This window comes from Neobacillus sp. GCM10027624 (assembly GCF_042675345.1).
GTDB lineage: Bacteria > Bacillota > Bacilli > Bacillales > Cytobacillaceae > Neobacillus > Neobacillus cucumis_D.
The window spans coordinates 68,753-87,138 of record NZ_JBHTHD010000003.1 but is presented as its reverse complement, the minus strand read 5'-3'; the positions used below and the strand labels follow the sequence as shown (position 1 = coordinate 87,138).

At 38.8% G+C, this 18,386-nt stretch carries 18 protein-coding genes; 2 read left to right on the top strand and 16 right to left on the bottom strand.

Annotated elements, in window-relative coordinates; translation table 11 throughout:
- Positions 1 to 10: 10 nt before the first annotated feature.
- From ACFQZ9_RS05370 to ACFQZ9_RS05360, 3 genes are all read right to left on the bottom strand, one after another.
- A complete protein-coding gene (locus ACFQZ9_RS05370; RefSeq protein WP_498942674.1) occupies positions 11 to 586 on the bottom strand; it encodes a DeoR/GlpR family DNA-binding transcription regulator in 576 nt (191 codons plus the stop codon).
- 174 nt (positions 587 to 760) lie between these two features.
- Positions 761 to 1,915 carry a stage II sporulation protein P gene (spoIIP, locus tag ACFQZ9_RS05365; protein ID WP_498942673.1) on the bottom strand — a complete coding sequence of 385 codons (1,155 nt, stop codon included), beginning with the start codon at positions 1,913 to 1,915 and terminating at the stop codon, positions 761 to 763.
- A gap of 157 nt (positions 1,916 to 2,072) precedes the next feature.
- Complete coding sequence (locus ACFQZ9_RS05360; protein WP_026574646.1) at positions 2,073 to 2,267, bottom strand: IDEAL domain-containing protein; 195 nt, start codon at positions 2,265 to 2,267, stop codon at positions 2,073 to 2,075.
- A gap of 164 nt (positions 2,268 to 2,431) precedes the next feature.
- On the opposite strand from ACFQZ9_RS05360, the gene ACFQZ9_RS05355 reads away from it, so the two are divergent.
- The gene (locus ACFQZ9_RS05355; protein WP_498942672.1) at positions 2,432 to 3,262 is read left to right on the top strand and encodes an alpha/beta fold hydrolase; all 831 of its coding nucleotides are present in this window, start codon (positions 2,432 to 2,434) and stop codon (positions 3,260 to 3,262) included.
- Positions 3,263 to 3,276: 14 nt separating this feature from the next.
- Here the strand turns inward: ACFQZ9_RS05355 and ACFQZ9_RS05350 are convergent, their stop codons facing one another.
- The 10 genes from ACFQZ9_RS05350 to ACFQZ9_RS05305 form a co-directional block, all read right to left on the bottom strand.
- Positions 3,277 to 3,456 (bottom strand): hypothetical protein, encoded by a 180-nt coding sequence (locus tag ACFQZ9_RS05350; protein WP_498942671.1) that lies wholly within the window; start codon positions 3,454 to 3,456, stop codon positions 3,277 to 3,279.
- A 123-nt stretch (positions 3,457 to 3,579) separates the two neighbouring features.
- The gene (locus ACFQZ9_RS05345) at positions 3,580 to 4,179 is read right to left on the bottom strand and encodes a response regulator transcription factor (protein ID WP_198313100.1); all 600 of its coding nucleotides are present in this window, start codon (positions 4,177 to 4,179) and stop codon (positions 3,580 to 3,582) included.
- Positions 4,176 to 5,315: a sensor histidine kinase gene (locus tag ACFQZ9_RS05340; RefSeq protein ID WP_498942670.1), complete on the bottom strand. Its 1,140-nt coding sequence runs from the start codon at positions 5,313 to 5,315 to the stop codon at positions 4,176 to 4,178. The genes ACFQZ9_RS05345 and ACFQZ9_RS05340 overlap by 4 nt, the downstream gene beginning before the upstream one ends.
- 72 nt (positions 5,316 to 5,387) lie before the next feature.
- Positions 5,388 to 6,407 carry a fatty acid desaturase gene (gene desA / locus ACFQZ9_RS05335; RefSeq protein ID WP_498943588.1) on the bottom strand — a complete coding sequence of 340 codons (1,020 nt, stop codon included), beginning with the start codon at positions 6,405 to 6,407 and terminating at the stop codon, positions 5,388 to 5,390.
- A gap of 197 nt (positions 6,408 to 6,604) precedes the next feature.
- Complete coding sequence (locus tag ACFQZ9_RS05330) at positions 6,605 to 7,084, bottom strand: CBO0543 family protein (RefSeq protein WP_498943587.1); 480 nt, start codon at positions 7,082 to 7,084, stop codon at positions 6,605 to 6,607.
- Between the two features lie 264 nt (positions 7,085 to 7,348).
- A complete protein-coding gene (locus ACFQZ9_RS05325) occupies positions 7,349 to 8,617 on the bottom strand; it encodes a zinc-binding metallopeptidase family protein (RefSeq protein WP_498942669.1) in 1,269 nt (422 codons plus the stop codon).
- Between the two features lie 30 nt (positions 8,618 to 8,647).
- Positions 8,648 to 9,829: a thiolase family protein gene (locus ACFQZ9_RS05320; protein ID WP_498942668.1), complete on the bottom strand. Its 1,182-nt coding sequence runs from the start codon at positions 9,827 to 9,829 to the stop codon at positions 8,648 to 8,650.
- Positions 9,830 to 9,841: 12 nt separating this feature from the next.
- The gene (locus ACFQZ9_RS05315) at positions 9,842 to 10,498 is read right to left on the bottom strand and encodes a 3-oxoacid CoA-transferase subunit B (protein ID WP_498942667.1); all 657 of its coding nucleotides are present in this window, start codon (positions 10,496 to 10,498) and stop codon (positions 9,842 to 9,844) included.
- Entirely contained in the window at positions 10,483 to 11,178 is a 696-nt protein-coding gene (locus ACFQZ9_RS05310; protein ID WP_198313095.1) for a CoA transferase subunit A, read from the bottom strand. The genes ACFQZ9_RS05315 and ACFQZ9_RS05310 overlap by 16 nt, the downstream gene beginning before the upstream one ends.
- Positions 11,162 to 12,526 (bottom strand): PLP-dependent aminotransferase family protein, encoded by a 1,365-nt coding sequence (locus tag ACFQZ9_RS05305; protein WP_498942666.1) that lies wholly within the window; start codon positions 12,524 to 12,526, stop codon positions 11,162 to 11,164. The genes ACFQZ9_RS05310 and ACFQZ9_RS05305 overlap by 17 nt, the downstream gene beginning before the upstream one ends.
- A gap of 187 nt (positions 12,527 to 12,713) precedes the next feature.
- Between ACFQZ9_RS05305 and ACFQZ9_RS05300 the strand changes: the two genes are divergently transcribed.
- Positions 12,714 to 13,889, top strand: a complete 1,176-nt coding sequence (locus ACFQZ9_RS05300) for a PucR family transcriptional regulator (RefSeq protein WP_498942665.1) — start codon at positions 12,714 to 12,716, stop codon at positions 13,887 to 13,889.
- Positions 13,890 to 13,958: 69 nt separating this feature from the next.
- Here ACFQZ9_RS05300 and ACFQZ9_RS05295 read toward each other — a convergent pair whose 3' ends face one another.
- The 3 genes from ACFQZ9_RS05295 to ACFQZ9_RS05285 all read right to left on the bottom strand — a co-directional run bounded on the left by ACFQZ9_RS05295 (position 13,959) and on the right by ACFQZ9_RS05285 (position 18,360).
- Entirely contained in the window at positions 13,959 to 14,759 is an 801-nt protein-coding gene (locus ACFQZ9_RS05295) for a carbon-nitrogen hydrolase family protein (protein WP_498942664.1), read from the bottom strand.
- 109 nt (positions 14,760 to 14,868) lie between these two features.
- Entirely contained in the window at positions 14,869 to 16,944 is a 2,076-nt protein-coding gene (locus ACFQZ9_RS05290; protein WP_498942663.1) for a sigma-70 family RNA polymerase sigma factor, read from the bottom strand.
- Positions 16,945 to 17,187: 243 nt separating this feature from the next.
- Positions 17,188 to 18,360: an aminotransferase A gene (locus tag ACFQZ9_RS05285; RefSeq protein WP_498942662.1), complete on the bottom strand. Its 1,173-nt coding sequence runs from the start codon at positions 18,358 to 18,360 to the stop codon at positions 17,188 to 17,190.
- Between the last annotated feature and the right edge of the window lie 26 nt (positions 18,361 to 18,386).

Below are 18,386 nucleotides of genomic sequence, written 5' to 3'. Positions count from 1 at the left end.
AGTTCAGCATCTACTTATGACAGGTGCAGTCGTGTTCGCCATTCATTCTCTTCTGAATTTCCTCAACTGCTTCTTGGAACCTTCGAATGTTTCCGCCAAATCCCTTTTGAAATTGCTCTGCATGTTTTAGTGACTCAAAGGTTAATACCTGCGGCTGACAGCAATTTAAGTTAAAATCAGTGTCCATAAGGTAATAGGCCGTCCTTGCACTCACAGTTGAATGGCTCAGGAAATCACGGCAGATAATTTGCGAGACATCCTTTTCAATATCTTTATACCGAAGCAATCCACAATGTGGGCAGCATAATTGCTCTACCCGTAAATCATTCAAAATGATCTGGACAGGGTGACGATTATTAGATTCTTTTAAACAATATGTACAAGCGTTCAAGAAATCATTCGTGATCGGTGTTAAAGATATCCCACCTGAGGTTTTAATAATTTTCTTTTCTTCAAGTAGCGGTTTAATATCTCGATAAACCGTCATTTCCGATACGTTCAGGCGTTTGCTGATTTCGGAAATTGATAAAGCTCCCTCTTGGTTCAACCATGTAACAATTTGCTTTCTCCGTTCGACTGGTAACATTTTATCCACCCCCTAAGAAAAACTTTCCAATACCCATCATAATTGACCTTGGTACCATAAACAATATAACTATATGAACAATTTGTGAATAAATGTTGAACAATCACATTTTTTAACACTTAAAAACATTTATTTACACAAAAAAGAAGGCCAAGTAATGGCCTCCTTTTCCCGTTAGAACGCTTTAGCATTTTTCATTTGCCAATAATATTCACTGAATACATCTGCAAAGGCATCCACCGCATTTTGAAGCTCTGCTAAATTGTTATCAACTCCACCAACTTCCAGTAAGATTGCCCTTGGTGATAGGTCTTGATTGTAAACCCCATTTCCTTCACTTTTATCTTTTGAAACGACCCCTCGGCTTAATCCTGGATATTTCTTTTCTAATGCCTTATGAAGGTTTTTAGCCAAAATAGTATTTTTTTCATAATTGGAGTTATTCTGCCCAACGATAAAAACTAACCTTGCATAGCTCTTCCCATTAATGGTCGTAGTTGTTTTTTGCCTTCCTAATGAATCACGGTGAATATCTATCATAAATTTCAAATCATGATTTCCAGCCATCGCCTCTTGCACAACGCCCCTTGAAAATTGGTAAGCCGAGTAATAATCCAACCCTCTTTTGTGAAGCTCTTGAGTAGCATTGATTGTGCTATTGTCACTGCCAATCCCCCTTGCAGCTAAATCCTTAACCAAATAATCCCCTACTCCCACAACATTAACGCGATTGTTGGAACTAACAGCTTCATCTGGGTTTGTAACACCCTTTAATAGTGGCAGATAGGATTCCCAGCTATGTGTATGATAGATAAACACTACTTGTTTCCCATTTGTGGTTTGACTTGGCGGTGGTGTGTTGTTATTTTCGTTTGAGTCATTTTCATTTAATTCGTTTTGGGCAATTTCTCTTTCTTTTAATAAAACATCCATCGGTGGTGCGGATTCGATTGGTAGTGTGGTTAAATCGGTTCCTTGACCGGCAAGTTCAATTTTTGTATTAAATTCAGCGAAACCGGGCAATTCTCTTTCAAAGAAGGTTCGAATATCGCTAATTTTTATATTGGTTGCAATTTGAAAGCCAACCTTTGTTAATGGAATATCTTTAATATCCTTACGATTTTGGATATAGTACTTGTTTTCACTTCCAAAAAAGTAAAGGTATAGTTTATTTAAATCAGATGTTTCTAGTACCTCTCCAACCGAATCCGAGGACATTTTTAACGAAAGAATTGTCGTCATTCCGGCAATTAGAATAAAAATGAAAATAACTGATAAAACCGCACCATTGATCCGGATAAACAAACTAAAAGGCTTATTTTTTTTCATTGGATTTGTACCTCCTTCTATCAAAATCTTATGCAGCCAAAATGATAGATAGAATCAGTATTTAAAAATGCTAGGCAAAAAAATAGAGAGACACAAAGAACCCCTTTTCCGTTTGGAAAGGGGCTCAAATTTTTAAATTAAGATTATGGTTGGTGAACTACGAAATTTTCTTTAATTCCTCTGTTAGCTTTAGGAATTTTTCTTTATTTCTTTCCTGTAAGGAGTAATCGATTTCCTCACGGATTTTTGCTTTGCGAAATTCGAGCAAGGCATTGTTTAACACCATTTCAGCAATTTTTGAATCCATCTCTTCATTTGATTGTTGTGGTGAATTAAGTAATTTCTTTTCCATCGGAAATCAACTCCTTTAGTTTTTTTTTATTATACTAATAATTTTCTAAAAATTCAAACATTTTATTTTAAAAATTTTTGGTAATTTTTTTTTAACGGGTAATTCACATGTAGTTGGGAAAATTATAGCCATCCATTTTTTAATAAGAGTTGGAGGCGGATTAAATGGAACAGGGTGTGTTAACCGGACACCAGCAGGTAAATAACATCAATATTTATTATGAATTCTATCCAAAATCAACCACGGACAAAACGGTTATTTTATTGCATGGCTTTCTTTCATCCACTTTTACTTTTCGCCATTTAATTCCTTTATTAAAGCAGGATTATCAAGTTTTATCCGTGGACCTTCCTCCTTTTGGGAAAAGTGATAAGTCCAGTAGTTATGTGTACTCTTATAAAAATCTCGCTCAAACGGTGATAAAACTTACCGAATTTCTGGGGATCAAAAAAATGACCTTTTTAGGCCACTCCATGGGTGGTCAGATTGTACTGAATATCTTGCATATGATGCCAGAACTTGCTGACAAAGCCATCCTGCTTTGCAGCTCGGCTTATTTGAAACGGTTTGGGTTACCGCTGATTCTCACCAGTTACATTCCCTATTTCCACCTCTTTGTGAAATTTTGGCTGGCCCGAACAGGCGTGAAGAAAAACCTTCAGGATTCTCTCTTTAACCATTCATTAATTAATGAGGAAATGATAAATGGCTATCTGCAGCCATTTTTACAGGATAAAATCTTTGTCGCTCTTACCAAAATGATTCGCCACCGTGAGGGAGATCTGCCAGTAGAGGTTCTTCAAAAAATCAAAACACCTTGTTTATTAATTTGGGGAGAACACGACCGCTCTATGCCTCTTCATGTGGGAGAACGATTAAAAAAGGATTTAACTAATTCAGAGCTGATTGTTTTAAAAGAAACCGGACATGCTGTCCCGGAGGAACGTCCAGAAGAAGTATATCACCACATTAAGAAGTTTTTGGCTGCTGTCTAACTTGGAAAGACTTATTAACATGATGAAGGACATTTTGCATCTTCCCCTTTCAATTTTTGTCCTTCATCGGCTTTATGAAGGACATTTTTCACTTCCCCATCCGGTTTTTGTCCTTCATCGGCTTTATGAAGGACATTTTTCAACTTCCCTTTCGATTTTTGTCCTTCATCGGCTTTATGAAGGACATTTTTCAACTTCCCTTTCTGTATTTTGTCGTTCATCAACTTTATGAAGGACTTTTACACGTTTCCCTACGGATTTTTTGTCCTTCATCAATTAAAAAAGCCTATATCTTAGAAAAGATACAGGCCATAAATTTATTTAAACCACCCTTTTTCCTTGGACTGGGTAATGGCTTCTATTCGATTTTTTACTTCCAGTTTATCGAGGATAATCGAAATATAATTTCGGACTGTACCGGTTTTAATGCTAAGCTCTTCGGCAATTTCCTTTGTATTTTTACCATCCGCCACCAGCTCAAGCACCTCTTTTTCACGATCGGTGAGGGGATTCTCCTCTCCATAAACATCATCCATTAGCTCTGGTGCATAGATTCGTTTTCCAGCCATTACACTTCGGATGGAACCCGCAAGCTCTTCACTTGGACTATCCTTCAGCAAATAGCCACTCACCCCTGCTTTTAAGGCACGTTGAAAATAACCGGAACGCGCAAAGGTCGTTAAAATGATAACCTTGCAGCCACAACCTTTCAGCTCTTCAGCCGCTTCAAGTCCGCTTTTCCCAGGCATTTCAATATCCATAATACAAACATCCGGCTTTAGCCTTTTAACAAGGGTAACAGCTTCTGCACCATTAGATGCCTTTCCAACTACACTCATATCCTCTTCCAGGTTGAGAAGGGACCCAAAGGCCCCTAATAGCATTTGCTGGTCTTCCGCAATGACAATTGAAATCATTTTCCATCCCCTTGCCTTTCTTTCTGAGTAACATCATTTGGAACTCTTATTATTAAGGTTGTTCCTTCTTTCGTTAAAAGCTCCAGGCTTCCATTAATAAATTCAAGTCGTTCCTTCATCCCAACCAAACCGTGACCTTCATATTGAAATTTTTCATCACGGTTAAATGCCCCATCATCACTAATTTTCATCACAATACCTTTCCATGATTGCTCAATGGTCAAGGTACAAGAAGCAGCACCGCTATGTTTTACCACATTATTTACTGCCTCTTTCAGACACATGCTTAATATATTCTCTGTTAGAAGAGAAACATTCGTAAATGTTGGATCTTCATCACCCATGAACTGAATTTGTGCAGCTTTAAGAATCTGTTTTACTCTTTGTATTTCATCCTTCAACCGGATGCCGCGCATAGAAGATACCATTTTTCGCACTTCACTTAATGCGGTTCGTGCTGTCTGCTGAACATCCTTTAATTCATTGCGTGCCTGCTCTGGATCCTTTGTTATTAATTTTCGCGCCAAATCACTCTTTAGTCCAATAAGAGAAAGTTTTTGCCCCAGTGTATCATGAAGGTCACGGGCAATCCGCTGCCGCTCTTCCATTTTAACCAATTCCGAAATTCTCTTATTGGCATCCTCTAGCTTTTCCTCAAGTTGACCACGCTCTTTCCGATTATAAATACTAAACGGAAGAAGAATTACACTTATCCAGATGATAATCACAAAAGGCAGTTGTTGCAAAAACAACTTTTCATGAACAACTATGTTGTAGTTAATAGAGGCCGATGTACTAAACAGATGAATAAAATAAAGAATAAGAAAGGGAACCCGGTCTTTTATATTTCCAATAAAGTAAGCCAGAAAGAATGCAAAGTAAACATAGCTAAAAAGACTGCTCGAGGTGATCGAAATTCCAATCAGAATTAAGGTCCAGAGATAAACCGGCCATCCCCTTGAAATAAAAGCAATTCGATAAAAAATAAAAAACAAAATGGTGAGCAAAATTCCTACAACAATTTTAATTACCGATGACGATTGAAAAATAAAGTAAAACGGTAAAATACATAGAACCGTCCATATATAAGGAGCGATCCCATTACTTTTCTGGAAAGTCATATACTTTTTTATCATTAGCAAAACCTCATTACCGACGGAATAAAAATGAAGGACAAGAACACCTTGGTCCTTATCCTGCATCCATTTTTATATTTGTTTAACACTTTTCATTTTAACTGAAGATCGTAAATCTTTAAAGCCTACAAACTTTTTCGCCGTCTCATCCCATAGATGATATTTTAGTGATGCTAGACTTGTCGAAATTGTAATGGTTGGAACATTTTTAAGAGGCTCTGTATGGTTGTGAACAGCTTCAAGCTTGTAATTCGGCACCCTTGGACTTAAATGATGGACATGGTGGTAACCAATATTCCCTGTTACCCATTGTAAAACTTTTGGAAGCTTATAAAAGGAACTGCCCTCAACAGCCGCTTTTACATATTCCCAATCCTTATCTTCTTCAAAATAAGAGTCTTCAAACGTATGCTGTACGTAAAATAACCAGATCCCCGCTGCTCCAGAAATCATGAATATCGGTCCTTGAACTAAAAGAAAATTAACCCAGCCAATTCCCCAGCAAAGCAATCCGGCCACTACAACAATCAAGATGTTGGTTATATAAGTATTGATTCTTTCCTTCATTCTAGCATCTTTTCGATTAAAGCGATTTTTAAGAAGAAAAACATAAATTGGACCAAAGCCGAACATCACGATTGGATTTCGATATAAACGATAGGCTGCACGTGTCCAGAACGATGCTGCCTGATATTCGTCGACGGTTAGCATCCAAATATCGCCTGTGCCCCGCTTATCCAAATTACTGCTGGTAGCATGGTGAACAGAATGCTCATACTGCCATTGACTATATGGATGAATCGTTAACACACCCGTAATTGTGCCAAGAATTTTATTGGCCTTACGGCTTTTAAAAAAGGAATGGTGGCAGCAATCATGAAAAATGATGAAAACCCTTACTAAAAATCCCGCAGCAACAACCGATAATAATAAGGTGAGGATATATGAAATCGATATGCTTTTATAAGCAAAGAACCATAATAGAAAAAACGGAACAAGTGTATTGACCAATTGCCAGACACTGTCTTTTGTATTAGCTTTTTCAAACGGGGCAACCTGCTTGCGCAAATTTCGTTGGTTTTGTTCAATCATGTTTTTGATTCCCTTCTTCATCATGTTATCACTCATATTAAAGAAGAAAATCTGCCATTTGAAGTCATACCTGTCATGTCCCAAACATGATAAATGTCATATTTCGTCAAAAATGCTAAAGTTACAAAAAAAAGGTGACAGGCACTCTTCGTGGACATTTCGTGCATTTTGTCGGTCTGGAATGGACGAAATGGTTTTTATAGATAATCAAACAAGATCAGGTAGAAAAAAGCCCAAAAGATGCTAATGATTAACGCTCGTTTGTAATGTAAATAATGTAGCCTTAATGTGGTGAACATCACTACATTAAAAAAAAATGACCACCAGATATTCCAGCCGTGATAATGATTAATGGCATTAAAATAGCGGCCACCAATCCATTCTACAATTGTAAAGATGAATACCCATTTTGCTATGTAAAGTATTCTTTTTTTGGGAATATCCGGGTAGTTGGATAAGTAAGTCAAGGTCGCAGGAACAACCATTAAAAACAGGTATATAAAGTCTGCACATATTTCCGGTATATTTCCAATTCTGTTTAATTCCCAAAGATGAAACTTGTTATGAGCGATGTATTCATAGGTAAGATTTCCAACCACCATGTAAAGAATTGTTGGGTAGCACCTATCAAAATTCCTCCATGCCTTTTTACGGAAAGTTACCGTAAAGGTCCAAATAATGATCGCTAATTGATATATATTTTCTCACCCCTATATCTCTTTTAATTCCCTTAATATAATTACCACTTTATTTCCAAATTAATTTTTATCTTTAAAAATTTTTACAGAACGCAAAAATAATGAAAAAGGGATGCGCAAATTTTGTTTGGGCATCCCTTTTTCATTTAAATTAACATGTAGAATATCTGACTACTATTATTTTTATCCTATGTATGAAAAAAGACATTAAACGTAAATTCGCTTAATGTCTTAGGATAAAAATTACTCTTGGTAGTTACACCATTGAATAAGTGTTTGCGCAATGATTTCTGCCGCTTTAAAAACTTTTTCCATTTCGATATATTCATTAGGGTAATGAGCCATTTCGGTTACTCCTGGGCCAAAAACAACCGTTGGGATTTTTCCGATTTCTGTGAGTAATCCCCCATCCGTTCCCCATGGTGCCGCTTCAATGACTGGTTCCTCACCGACTGATTCACGGTACTGATAAACAAGGGAATTCATCAATTCATGTTCGATATCAATTGAACCAGGAAGCCACTGTGCACCAAACCATTCTAAAACAACAGGTTGTTCTGCAAACCATGGATCAATTTCCGCAAGTTGCTGCAAACATTGACTCATTTCACGCTTAGCGTCTTCCATTTTCTCATTGGGAGCTACTCCCATTCTGCCCTCTATTTTGACCAAATCCGGAACAGAAGATGGCCAAGTTCCGCCCGACACGACACCAATGTTGATTGGAATTGGGATCGGCGTTTTTTCATAAAGAGGATCATCAATTTGTTCGTTTCGCCTTATTTCTAAAGCTCTAATTTGATTAACCACCAGCATGGTTTTTTCAAGAGCACTTACCCCTTCATAGCGGGTACCACCATGAGCAGAGCGCCCTTTCACTAAAATTCGAAACCACATCGACCCTTGTTGCTTTGGAAAAATACGCATATTGGTAGGTTCTGTTATCAGAGCAGCATCTGCTTTATATCCTTTAAGAAGTGTAGACAATGTACCTGCCCCGCCGCTCTCTTCTTCCACAACACTTTGGAAAATTACATCACCTTTAAGCTTAATATCGAGCTGTTGAATGGCCTCAATTGCGAGGAGAAATGAAACTAAACCACCTTTCATATCCGTGACCCCGCGACCGAACATTTTTCCATCTTTCACAGCACCACTATAAGGATCATCAGACCATTGTTCATGATCCCCCTCAGGAACAACATCAATATGACCATTCAAAATCATGGAACGGCCTCCGCCGGTTCCAGCTAGTACTCCGACAACATTTGGGCTCCCCGTAAATTGTTCTCTAGGCGAACAAAAATATTCACTTCCTTTTAATTCATTTCCATCCGGTTCCCATACATCTACCTTTAAACCCATTTCGTTTAATTTTTCAGCAATAATCGATTGAGCACCAGCCTCATTACCAGCAACGCTTGGGGCCTGAACAAGACGCTGTAATAATAGGGTTCCTTCTTCAGAATTATCTTTTAACCAGGCTTGAATATCTTTTTGGATTGTATGCATCATTTCACCTCATTATTTGAATCTCCTAAATTATAAGCACAGGTTTTCATAGATTACAGACAGCCCCATACCTCCGGCCATACAAAGTGTTACCATCCCGTACTTTGTCTTGGAACGTAACATTTCGTTCATTAAAGTCACCGTTAATTTTGCACCTGTTGCCCCAACTGGATGACCAAGTGCAATCGCCCCACCGTTTACATTTACTATTTCAGGGTCTAGATCTAATTCTTTTATTACAGCCAATGCCTGAGCAGCAAACGCCTCGTTCAGTTCAATCCGTCCAATTTGATTTAATGTTAATCCTGCTTTTTGCAAAGCTTTTTTCGTAGCTGGTACAGGGCCGATTCCCATCACATTTGCTTCTACCCCGGCACTTGCAAATGCTTTAACCTTTAATAACGGTTTTATCCCTCTTGCTTCCGCCTTTTCTTTTGACATCATCAATACTGCAGCAGCCCCATCATTCATCGGACAAGCATTACCTGCAGTAATCAATCCATCCTTTTTGAAAGCAGGCGGAAGTTTTGTTAACTTCCCTTGTTGTATATCCATTCGTACGGACTCATCTGTTTGAAAAAAATAATTCCCTTTTCGATCTTTCACTTCAAGTGGAATAATTTCCTCCTCAAAACAGTGGTTTTCAATCGCTCGTGCTGCCTTTTTATGGCTTTCTAAAGCAAATTGATCCTGTTCTTCACGAGAAATACCGTATATTTCTGCTAATCGCTCTGCAGTCATGCCCATATGTTCTTTTTCCAGCGAACAAATAAGGCCGTCTGTTAATAAGGCATCTTCCATTTCAAGATTCCCGAACTTACTTCCCCAGCGGTTTTTTACTAGATATGGAACCTGACTCATACTTTCTACACCGCCGGCAATGACGACCTCTTCCTGACCAGTTTGAATCGTTAGTGCTGCATTGGTAATCGCTTTTAAACCTGAACCACATGCCTTGATGACAACACTGCCTGGTACACTGGCGGGGAATCCAGCTAATTGCGATGAAATCCTTGCCGAGTTTAAGCCGCCGCCATGCACATAACCGTGGCCAAAAATCACTTCATTCACATCTTCTTTTTCTATAGAGGTTTTATTTATTAACCCTTCCAGCACTTGTCTTCCCATTTCAGTGGCGGGTACACTTTTAAGAGATTTCCCAAATGCTCCTACCGCTGTACGAACACCCGCTACAATGACAGCCTCATTCATTTCCTTCACTCCTTAATTCGGTGACCCAACCATTACTGTTAAAGGTGCATCGGTATACTTAATAACATCCTCCACTGTATATGGCTCCATTACCTCTTTTAACAACAAACCCTGTTCAGTAACTTCGATTACGGCCATTTCCGTAATAATCAAATCCACACAGCTTTTAGCAGTTAGTGGTAATGTACATTCCTTTAAAATTTTTGATTCGCCATTTTTATTCGTATGATTCATCAGAACAATCACTTTTTTCGATTTTTGAGCGAGGTCCATTGCTCCTCCCATTCCTGGAACACGTTTTCCTGGAACAATCCAATTGGCCAGATCTCCTTTTTCACTTATTTCGAGCGCGCCTAGGATCGTGATATCAAGATAGCCGCGTCGAATCATTCCAAATGCTATGGAACTATCAAAATAGGAAGCTCCTTTCATTAACGTTACAGGGTAACCGCCGGCATTGCAGAGGTTCGGATCTGCCTCCTCCTTTACCGGGGTAGGACCAGTCCCTAATATCCCGTTTTCCGCATGGAACTGAACAAAAATATCAGAAGGAATATAATCAGCAACCAAAGTAGGAATTCCGATTCCAAGGTTCACAATCATACCGTCCTCAATTTCCTGTGCAGCACGTCTGGCAATCCGCTGCCTTACTTCTACTCCCAAACCCATTTCCATGTCACTCCCTTACTCGGTATTACCATATTTACAAAGATTCCCGGTGTAACAATTGCCTCTGGATCCAGTTCTCCAATTGGAACAATTTCTTCTACCTCGGCGATCGTAAAATTCCCGGCCATTGCCACGAGAGGATTAAAATTTCGCGCACTTTTATCAAAGACAAGATTTCCGAGCGGGTCTGCTTTTAAAGCATGAACAATGGCCACTTCGGCGGTAAGTGCTTTTTCAATCATGAATTCTTTACCATCCACTGAAACGACATCTTTTCCTTCCTCAGCAATTGTTCCAAAACCAACATCGGTTAAAATGCCGCCTAATCCCATACCGCCCGCACGAATCCGTTCAATCAAAGTTCCTTGTGGGGAAAACTCTACCTCCAATTCACCAGCGGTCATCAATTTTCCAGCGATTGGATTAGAACCGATATGGGAAGTAATGATTTTCTTCACTCTTCCGGCACTGACTAATCTTCCAATTCCGATATCAGGAAAACCTGTATCATTTCCGATTAAGTGTAAATCCTTACAGCCTTTTTCTAAAATTCCATCCACTAAGGACGGGGGCGTACCAATTCCGCCGAATCCGCCGTACATTAAGGTGCATCCATCTGTAATATGTGAGAGAGCCTCTTCTAATGAAGCTACTTTGCCTTTTTTAGACAGAGACTGCATTGGTCTTCCCTCCTGTTTGTGTAAGCTCATATTGCACCTCAGCAATTGCTTCTTCCAAAATGCCCACTAAACGATTAATTTCTTCTTTTGTGATAATGAGTGGCGGAGAAATTATAATTGAATCACCTTCGCCATTGATTGCACCCGCTGCTGGATATACAATTAAACCTTTTTTAAATGCTCGTTCAATGATTCTGCCTGTTATATTCAATTGGGATGGGAAGGATGTTTTCTTGACACGGTCTGAAACAAATTCCATCCCTAACAAGAGTCCCTTTCCTCTTACATCACCAATGATTTCATAGGTGTTATATAATTCTTTTAATTTCTCAAAAAGATACTGACCTTGTTCTTCTGCTTTTTGAACTAATTGATGTTTCTCAACATATTCCAAAACCTTCAATGAAACGGCCGCTGATTGTGGATTGGCACTATAGGTATGTCCGCCCAAAACAGACTTGGAGCCATTTAAGATCGGGGCCATGACACGGTCACTGACAATAGTGGCTGCAATAGGAGTGTACCCTGCGCTCATGCCTTTTCCTAAAGTAATCAAATCAGGAATAGCATCCCAATGTTCCATTGCAAACATTTTTCCAGTACGGCCAATACCGGTCATGACTTCATCGGCAATAAATAAAACATTATAACGATCACAAATTTCTCTGATTCGTTCATAATATCCCGGTGGAGGGGTTATAGCACCTCCTGAGGCACCAACAATTGGCTCCGCAATAAAGGCTGCAACCGTATCTGCACCAAATCTTTGAATCGCTTTCTCAAGCTCATCTGCACAGGCAATCCCCCACTCTTCTTCCGTCCTGCTGTCTGGACGACGATACGTATAAGGAGCCGAAATTGTCGGATAATCTGCTAAAAGTGAATTAAATCCACGCCTTCTTAATACATGCCCTGACATGGATAGGGCTCCGATCGTAATCCCGTGGTAACCAATCCATCTGGAGATAATCCGTTTCTTTTGCGGTAGCCCTTTTTCATTCCAATACTGGATAGCAATCTTCATTGCGGTTTCCGTCGCTTCCGAACCACTATTGACAAAGAAGGACCAATTCAAATCTCCAGGGGCTAAATCACTCAATTTTTTAGCTAACTTTTCCGCAGGTTCACTAGTAAATTGCCCCCGATAGGAAAAAGAAATTTTTTGGGCCTGTTCAACCATTGCCTCCATAACCTCTTGTACACCATGTCCAATGCTTGCGGTTACCGCCCCTGAAGCACCATCAATATATTCATTGCCGTCAATATCATAGATATAAATTCCTTTTCCATGTGAAGCAACAGGATATTTAGCCCCTAATACCGGTTTAATTAAATAATCACGTTCCATTTCCTCTGACCCCTCTCTAGAGCAAATTCTCTATCATAAATAAATTAGAATAATATTTTTTCTACTGTAATTAAAATAGTAAATTCTTTTTTAAAGATTCACAATTCTACAAAAAGATGAAATAATAGAGTTGGATTTATACACGATGTATAATAGCTCCAATTTATAAGAAAAGGGACTGGTTTCTTTGGCCATTCGCATCCATGAAGCGTTGCAACTTCCGATTATGCAGCAAACAAAATTAATTGCCGGTAAAAACGGATTACAAAATTGGGTTAAATGGGTAACCATTGTAGAGGTCATTGAAGATATCAATCGGCTTCAAGAAGGGGAACTCCTGATTACGACAGGCTTTGGGCTTGGAGAAGATAAAGAAAAACAATCGGAGTTTAAGAGGCTTTTAGCGCTTGGAAAATTATCTGGTGTAGCTTTATATACGGGTTTATATCTAAAGGAAATTCCGCAATCCTTTATTTCACTTGCAGATCAATATGCTCTTCCTTTAATTGAAATTCCCGCGAATATAAATTTTTCAATGATTACAAAAGAACTGCTTGAACAAATTGTCAATAAACAGAGGGAAATTTTTGTGGCGAGTGATTTTCTCCAGGAACTTTTGACCCAACCCATCGTTAATCCAACGGATGTGATGGAGCGAGGAAAGAATTTAGGGATTGACTTTACCAAGCCACAAACGATTTTTTCGGTCCATTTTGCTGCTTTAATCAATCAAAAGATAAAGGAGCAATTACCAGAAGCAATTCAATCTACTTTGAAGAAGAAGAAAATCTCCTTTCTTATGCGGACAAAGCCAGATAGTATAATTGTTTTACTGGAGGGAGGTAATAAGGGGAATATCGTTGAAATAGCGCGGGAATTATTAAATAGTATGGAACTTAGTTCTGAGGGGGTACCCATTTCGATTGGAATCGGAAAAACCGTCACTAACCTTCATATGCTGGCGGAAAGTACCAGACAAGCAGAACAAGCTGCCTATCTATCGCAAATTCTATTTAAACCGCAGCCAATCGTTCATTATGATAACTTTAGTTTGTATCAGCTGCTGCTTGAAATGAAAAATTCCGGGGTGAATTTAGAAGAGTTTTACCACCAATATCTAGGTAGCTTATTGGATACACGGGGTGTGGATTTAATCACTACGCTTGAAGCCTATTTGTATTTTAATCAAAATATCAAAAATACGGCAGAAGATTTGTATATTCACCGTCATACCCTGAAATATAGATTGGGGCAGATTGAAAAAAAGACAGGGGCTAATTTGAGTTCATTTGAGGATTGTACAAAATTATATTTGGCAATTTTGGCTTATAAATTAGTAAATTATAAGATGGTCAGATCATGATTTCCCTTCATGGTTATATTAAGAAAAAAGGCGGATTCCATGCATCGGAAATCGCCTTTTTTTAAATTTTTAATGACTCCGGTAAAATTCGGGCTTTCGGTGTTTTACACTTGGGAGTTTTTCGCGAACCCGGCGAATCCGATCTAGGTCTATATCTGAAAAAATTAATGTTTCTTCTTCGCCACCGCTTGCTGTGATGACCCCCATTGGGTCAACCATCACACTGCGCCCTGTAAAAATATCTCCAACAAGGTTTGCGCCGCAGACAAACATAGTATTTTCAATTGCTCTTGCACGAATTAGTGTCTGCCAATGATCCTCTTTCATTGGCCCTGCCACCCATCCTGCTGGGACAAATAGAATATCCGCTTCCTGAAGGGCAAACTGTCTTGCGATTTCAGGGAATCGTAATTCATAACAAACCATCAAGCCAATTTTTCCAAACTCTGTTTCTACTATTTTATAATGATTATCTCCTGGTATTACGGTATCTGACTCATGATAACTAAAGGCATCATATAAATGTGTTTTTCTGTATGAGTGGATGAGTTCCCCAGAACGATTGATCATTACTGTAGTGTTAAATGCACGTTTTGGATCATCCGACTTGGATTCATACGTTCCACAAACAACATAGATTTCGTTTGTCCTTGCAGCTTCTTTAAGCCCAGAGACAAAAGGACCATCCAATGGTTCTGCTGCTTCGACCGGTAAAACTCCAGACTTAGGGGTGGCAAGTGCCATATAGAATTCTGGCAATATAACAAAATCTGCACCCAATCCTTTTGCTTTCGTAATATATTGAACTGCCTTTTCTAAATTAGCAGTTTTATCAACACTGGTGGATAATTGGGCAATGGCTACTCTCATGAAAGTACCTCCTAAAAAAATAACGATACCTCTATTTTAGTCATGTTCCACCCATTTTTCAAACAATTGATAATAGTTGAAATTCTATCAGGCATGTAGGCGATAAATGTTATTCCAACGAAATCTTCGCAACATCATCTAAATATTTTGTTGTATTATATCCATCAATCTCCATCCATTTTGGAATCATTTTTTTTCCAGTGTTGTTATTTTGTAACTTCATCCTTTGAACGGTAACGAAATAACGGGGCTGCTCGATTTCTTCGTACGAGAAAGGAGTTACATTCATATCGTATACTACCCCATTTTTATCAACGAGTACTCCTTCAGATTCCATCTCGATTGAATCAGGATGTTCTTCATTCTCACCGATAATATCGAATTGCAGCGACTCATATGCCCGATTTTCAACTTCAAGATTGCTTATAACCATATTGGTAGAAACTCCAACTTCCAGCTTGTCAATGGAGATGGTACTGCCTGCATATTCAAAAGTTTGAGGATATTTTTTAGCAGCATCCAGCTCGATAGTTTTTTTGTCTTCAATCGTTAAATTAATAGATTGTAATTGAACGCTTACTTCTTTTGGTTCTTCCCCAAAAATGGGGCCAAAGTTGATTTGAAAAGTACTCCAATTCATGTCTTGAAGTGGATTTAAAAAAGAGCCGCCATACAAGTCAGGTTTCATTTTCTTATTATTCACTACTAGATTGTCAAAACTAAGAGCATCTATCCGCTTCTTCATCTGGTCATTTTTAATACTGTATTGCAGAATCGTCGCTGTTGGGGCAATGGTCAGTTTATCAAATCGAACCGGGATTCCCTCGACTTCCTTTTCTCCATCCAATTTATGTTCCACGGAACGCTGTTTTGTTACTGGGACCTCGAAGTTCCACTCACCTGTTTTATATTCCATATTATCGGAAACCCTTAAACGATTCCGGTTTGAAGGATCGTGAATCAATTTCAGCAACTTTGTGATCTTCAGTTTGATTGTCCCCTTATCCTTGGAAATCGGCGGCAAACTAATCTTTCCTTGATATACGTTCTTTCCCTTAATATTTACCTCTGATTTAAGGTCAGGGGGGTAGTACCTTGGATTTGCAGAACCATTCATGATTTCATATTGGTTCTCCACAGAAACCCCCTCATCTATATTCATCACATATTGATTGTCTTGATCCGTATCTTCTATTTCATAAAAAACAAGCGTCTGAAATTCATCCAAAATGGCGCTCTTAATTTTAATTTTCACCCCATTTATCTCTGCTTCCAGATTCAGCCTTTCGCCCAATCCCTGCTGCAGAAAGGCACGCAGTTCTTGATTTTCTTCTGTCATGGTATAGTAAAGGCTTTTAAAAGCCCCTGTAAAAATTTCGATACCCATTAATAAAGCGAAAACACCTGCCAAAACCATTCCCAGTCTTATACGTTTCCTGATCTTCAGCTGTCTGTTCTTTTCCTTTTCTGCCAGCTTCGCTTTGACATTCTCCATGAAATCAGATGGCACATGGAAATCCTCTATCCTTTCAGTAAGATTTACCATGGTTAACATGACATCCTGAAATGTTGCCAAATCCTCCTGACAGTCTTGACAATGATAAATATGGATCTCAAACTCAATCTTTTTCGACCGCTCCAGGGTTCTTTCTAAGTAATCGATGTAATCCTTTTGATACTCTTTACAGCCACCAATGTGTAATCCGTACCCCATTTCTTTTCTAAGTGACTGAATTCCGGAAAACAAAAGCTCCTTCAACTTTTCTGCTGAAATTTGAAGGAGATGTGCCGTTTCCTCCTGAGAAATTCCTTTTACATAGGTAAGGGCCATCGCTTCTTTCTCATCATCTTTCAATTGATCAAGCGCTTTAAATAAAACCGGACACGATTCACTTTCCTCTGAAACTTGTAAACTTCTATTAACAGAAAGCTCCCGGCAGGTATTTATGAAAATGGATGTCACCCACGTTTCAAATGATGATTCGCTCTTAAATCGAGGTAACTCCTTGTGGACTTTTATAATGGACCGGTAAAAAAGCTCTTCCACTTGATTTTGATTTCTAAGATAGGACCAACCTAGTGTATAGAACGCTTGTTTATGCTGGTCGAACCAATCGAGGATGGATTCCATGCCTTTTTCTCTTTTCGGAGTGATTGAAATGGAATCTATTATTGCTGGGATCATAAATGTGCTCCCCTCTTTAACATTCTCTTTATACCTAATAATACAAGATGTGGAAGTTATTAACAATATCAGTAGTTTCAAAATGGACCTCTCAGCTTTTTTAAACCTAGAGGAATTAATATATTCTACCTAGTAGTTTAATAATAAAAAGACCCTTTCCACAGAAATGAAAGGAGTCTTTAAACATTGATATATATAACGCTTTAAAGGAAGGTTCTTACTATTTAGAAAAGCTAGAGTCGTTTAGCAATCAACTTTAATATTAGCTTTTGCTAAAAACTCCTCTAACCTGTTTAACCCCTCCTCTAAATTTTCCATAGAGTTGGCGTAAGAGATTCGAATGTATCCCTCTCCATAAGTTGAAAAGGCACTGCCAGGAATGACCGCTACTTTCGCCTGATCAATTAATTTTTCAGTAAATTCTTCAGAACTCATCCCTGTATTTTTTATCGAAGGAAATAAGTAGAAGGCTCCTTCCGACCATTTCACAACAAGACCCATTGATTGGATACGGTCAAATACATAATCCCTGCGTTTTTGGTATTCTGCCTTCATCTGGTCCACTTCAATTAAATCTTCCGCTAACGCCTCTAAAGCTGCATATTGACTCGCGGAAGTTGCACAAACAGTATTGAACACATGGATTTTTAACATTTGTTCTGTCAGATAGCTCGGAGCCAATGTGAACCCAATTCTCCAGCCTGTCATTGCATGGGATTTGGAAACACCATTAATGACAATGGTCTTTTCTTTCATCCCAGGAAAAGAGGAAATCGAATGATGGTTCGTTCCATAGGTTAATTCACTGTAAATTTCATCGGAGATCACAAAGATCTCTTTTTCCGTTAAAAGATTGGCAATCTCCTGCAACTCTTCTTTTTCCAAAATGCACCCGCATGGATTGGATGGATAAGGAAGAAGGACGCATCGCGTCTTGTCCGTTAGTTTTGTTTTGATCATTTCAGCGTTTAGCTTGAAACCATTTTCCCTTGTATCGATAAAAACGGGGATGGCACCGCATAATCTAATAAGTGGTTCATATGCCGGGTAAATAGGTGCCGGCAAAATTACTTCACAGCCTTCTTCAAGAATGGTGCGAAAGGCAATATCAAGTGCTTCACTTGCACCGATGGTAACAAGAATTTCACTTTCCGGATCATATTTCAACCCATAGCGGCGGTCCACAAAGTTTCCAATCGCATTTCGCAGTTCAGGTAATCCCGCGTTGGTCGTATAACCGGTCCGTTTTTCCTCCAGCGATTTAATTCCGGCATTAATCACATTTTCAGGAGTCGGAAAATCCGGCTGGCCAACCGTAAAATTAACAATACTTGGATCGTTCAACACTTTATTATAGATTTTTCGAATACCGGATTTTTCTATTTGTCTGACATTCTTGTTGACTAAATGAAGCATCTGCCACCATCTCCCAGGTTATCTTT

Coding starts and splice junctions, on each gene's coding strand:
- ACFQZ9_RS05310 (WP_198313095.1), bottom strand. CDS start 11,178: ATGCAGTCTCTGTCTAAAAAAGGCAAAGTAGCTTCATTAGAAGAGGCT.
- ACFQZ9_RS05285 (WP_498942662.1), bottom strand. CDS start 18,360: ATGCTTCATTTAGTCAACAAGAATGTCAGACAAATAGAAAAATCCGGT.
- ACFQZ9_RS05315 (WP_498942667.1), bottom strand. CDS start 10,498: ATGGGTTTGGGAGTAGAAGTAAGGCAGCGGATTGCCAGACGTGCTGCA.
- ACFQZ9_RS05290 (WP_498942663.1), bottom strand. CDS start 16,944: ATGATCCCAGCAATAATAGATTCCATTTCAATCACTCCGAAAAGAGAA.
- spoIIP (WP_498942673.1), bottom strand. CDS start 1,915: ATGAAAAAAAATAAGCCTTTTAGTTTGTTTATCCGGATCAATGGTGCG.
- ACFQZ9_RS05295 (WP_498942664.1), bottom strand. CDS start 14,759: ATGAGAGTAGCCATTGCCCAATTATCCACCAGTGTTGATAAAACTGCT.
- ACFQZ9_RS05340 (WP_498942670.1), bottom strand. CDS start 5,315: ATGATAAAAAAGTATATGACTTTCCAGAAAAGTAATGGGATCGCTCCT.
- ACFQZ9_RS05320 (WP_498942668.1), bottom strand. CDS start 9,829: ATGAATGAGGCTGTCATTGTAGCGGGTGTTCGTACAGCGGTAGGAGCA.
- ACFQZ9_RS05355 (WP_498942672.1), top strand. CDS start 2,432: ATGGAACAGGGTGTGTTAACCGGACACCAGCAGGTAAATAACATCAAT.
- ACFQZ9_RS05345 (WP_198313100.1), bottom strand. CDS start 4,179: ATGATTTCAATTGTCATTGCGGAAGACCAGCAAATGCTATTAGGGGCC.
- ACFQZ9_RS05360 (WP_026574646.1), bottom strand. CDS start 2,267: ATGGAAAAGAAATTACTTAATTCACCACAACAATCAAATGAAGAGATG.
- ACFQZ9_RS05370 (WP_498942674.1), bottom strand. CDS start 586: ATGTTACCAGTCGAACGGAGAAAGCAAATTGTTACATGGTTGAACCAA.
- ACFQZ9_RS05305 (WP_498942666.1), bottom strand. CDS start 12,526: ATGGAACGTGATTATTTAATTAAACCGGTATTAGGGGCTAAATATCCT.
- desA (WP_498943588.1), bottom strand. CDS start 6,407: ATGATTGAACAAAACCAACGAAATTTGCGCAAGCAGGTTGCCCCGTTT.
- ACFQZ9_RS05325 (WP_498942669.1), bottom strand. CDS start 8,617: ATGCATACAATCCAAAAAGATATTCAAGCCTGGTTAAAAGATAATTCT.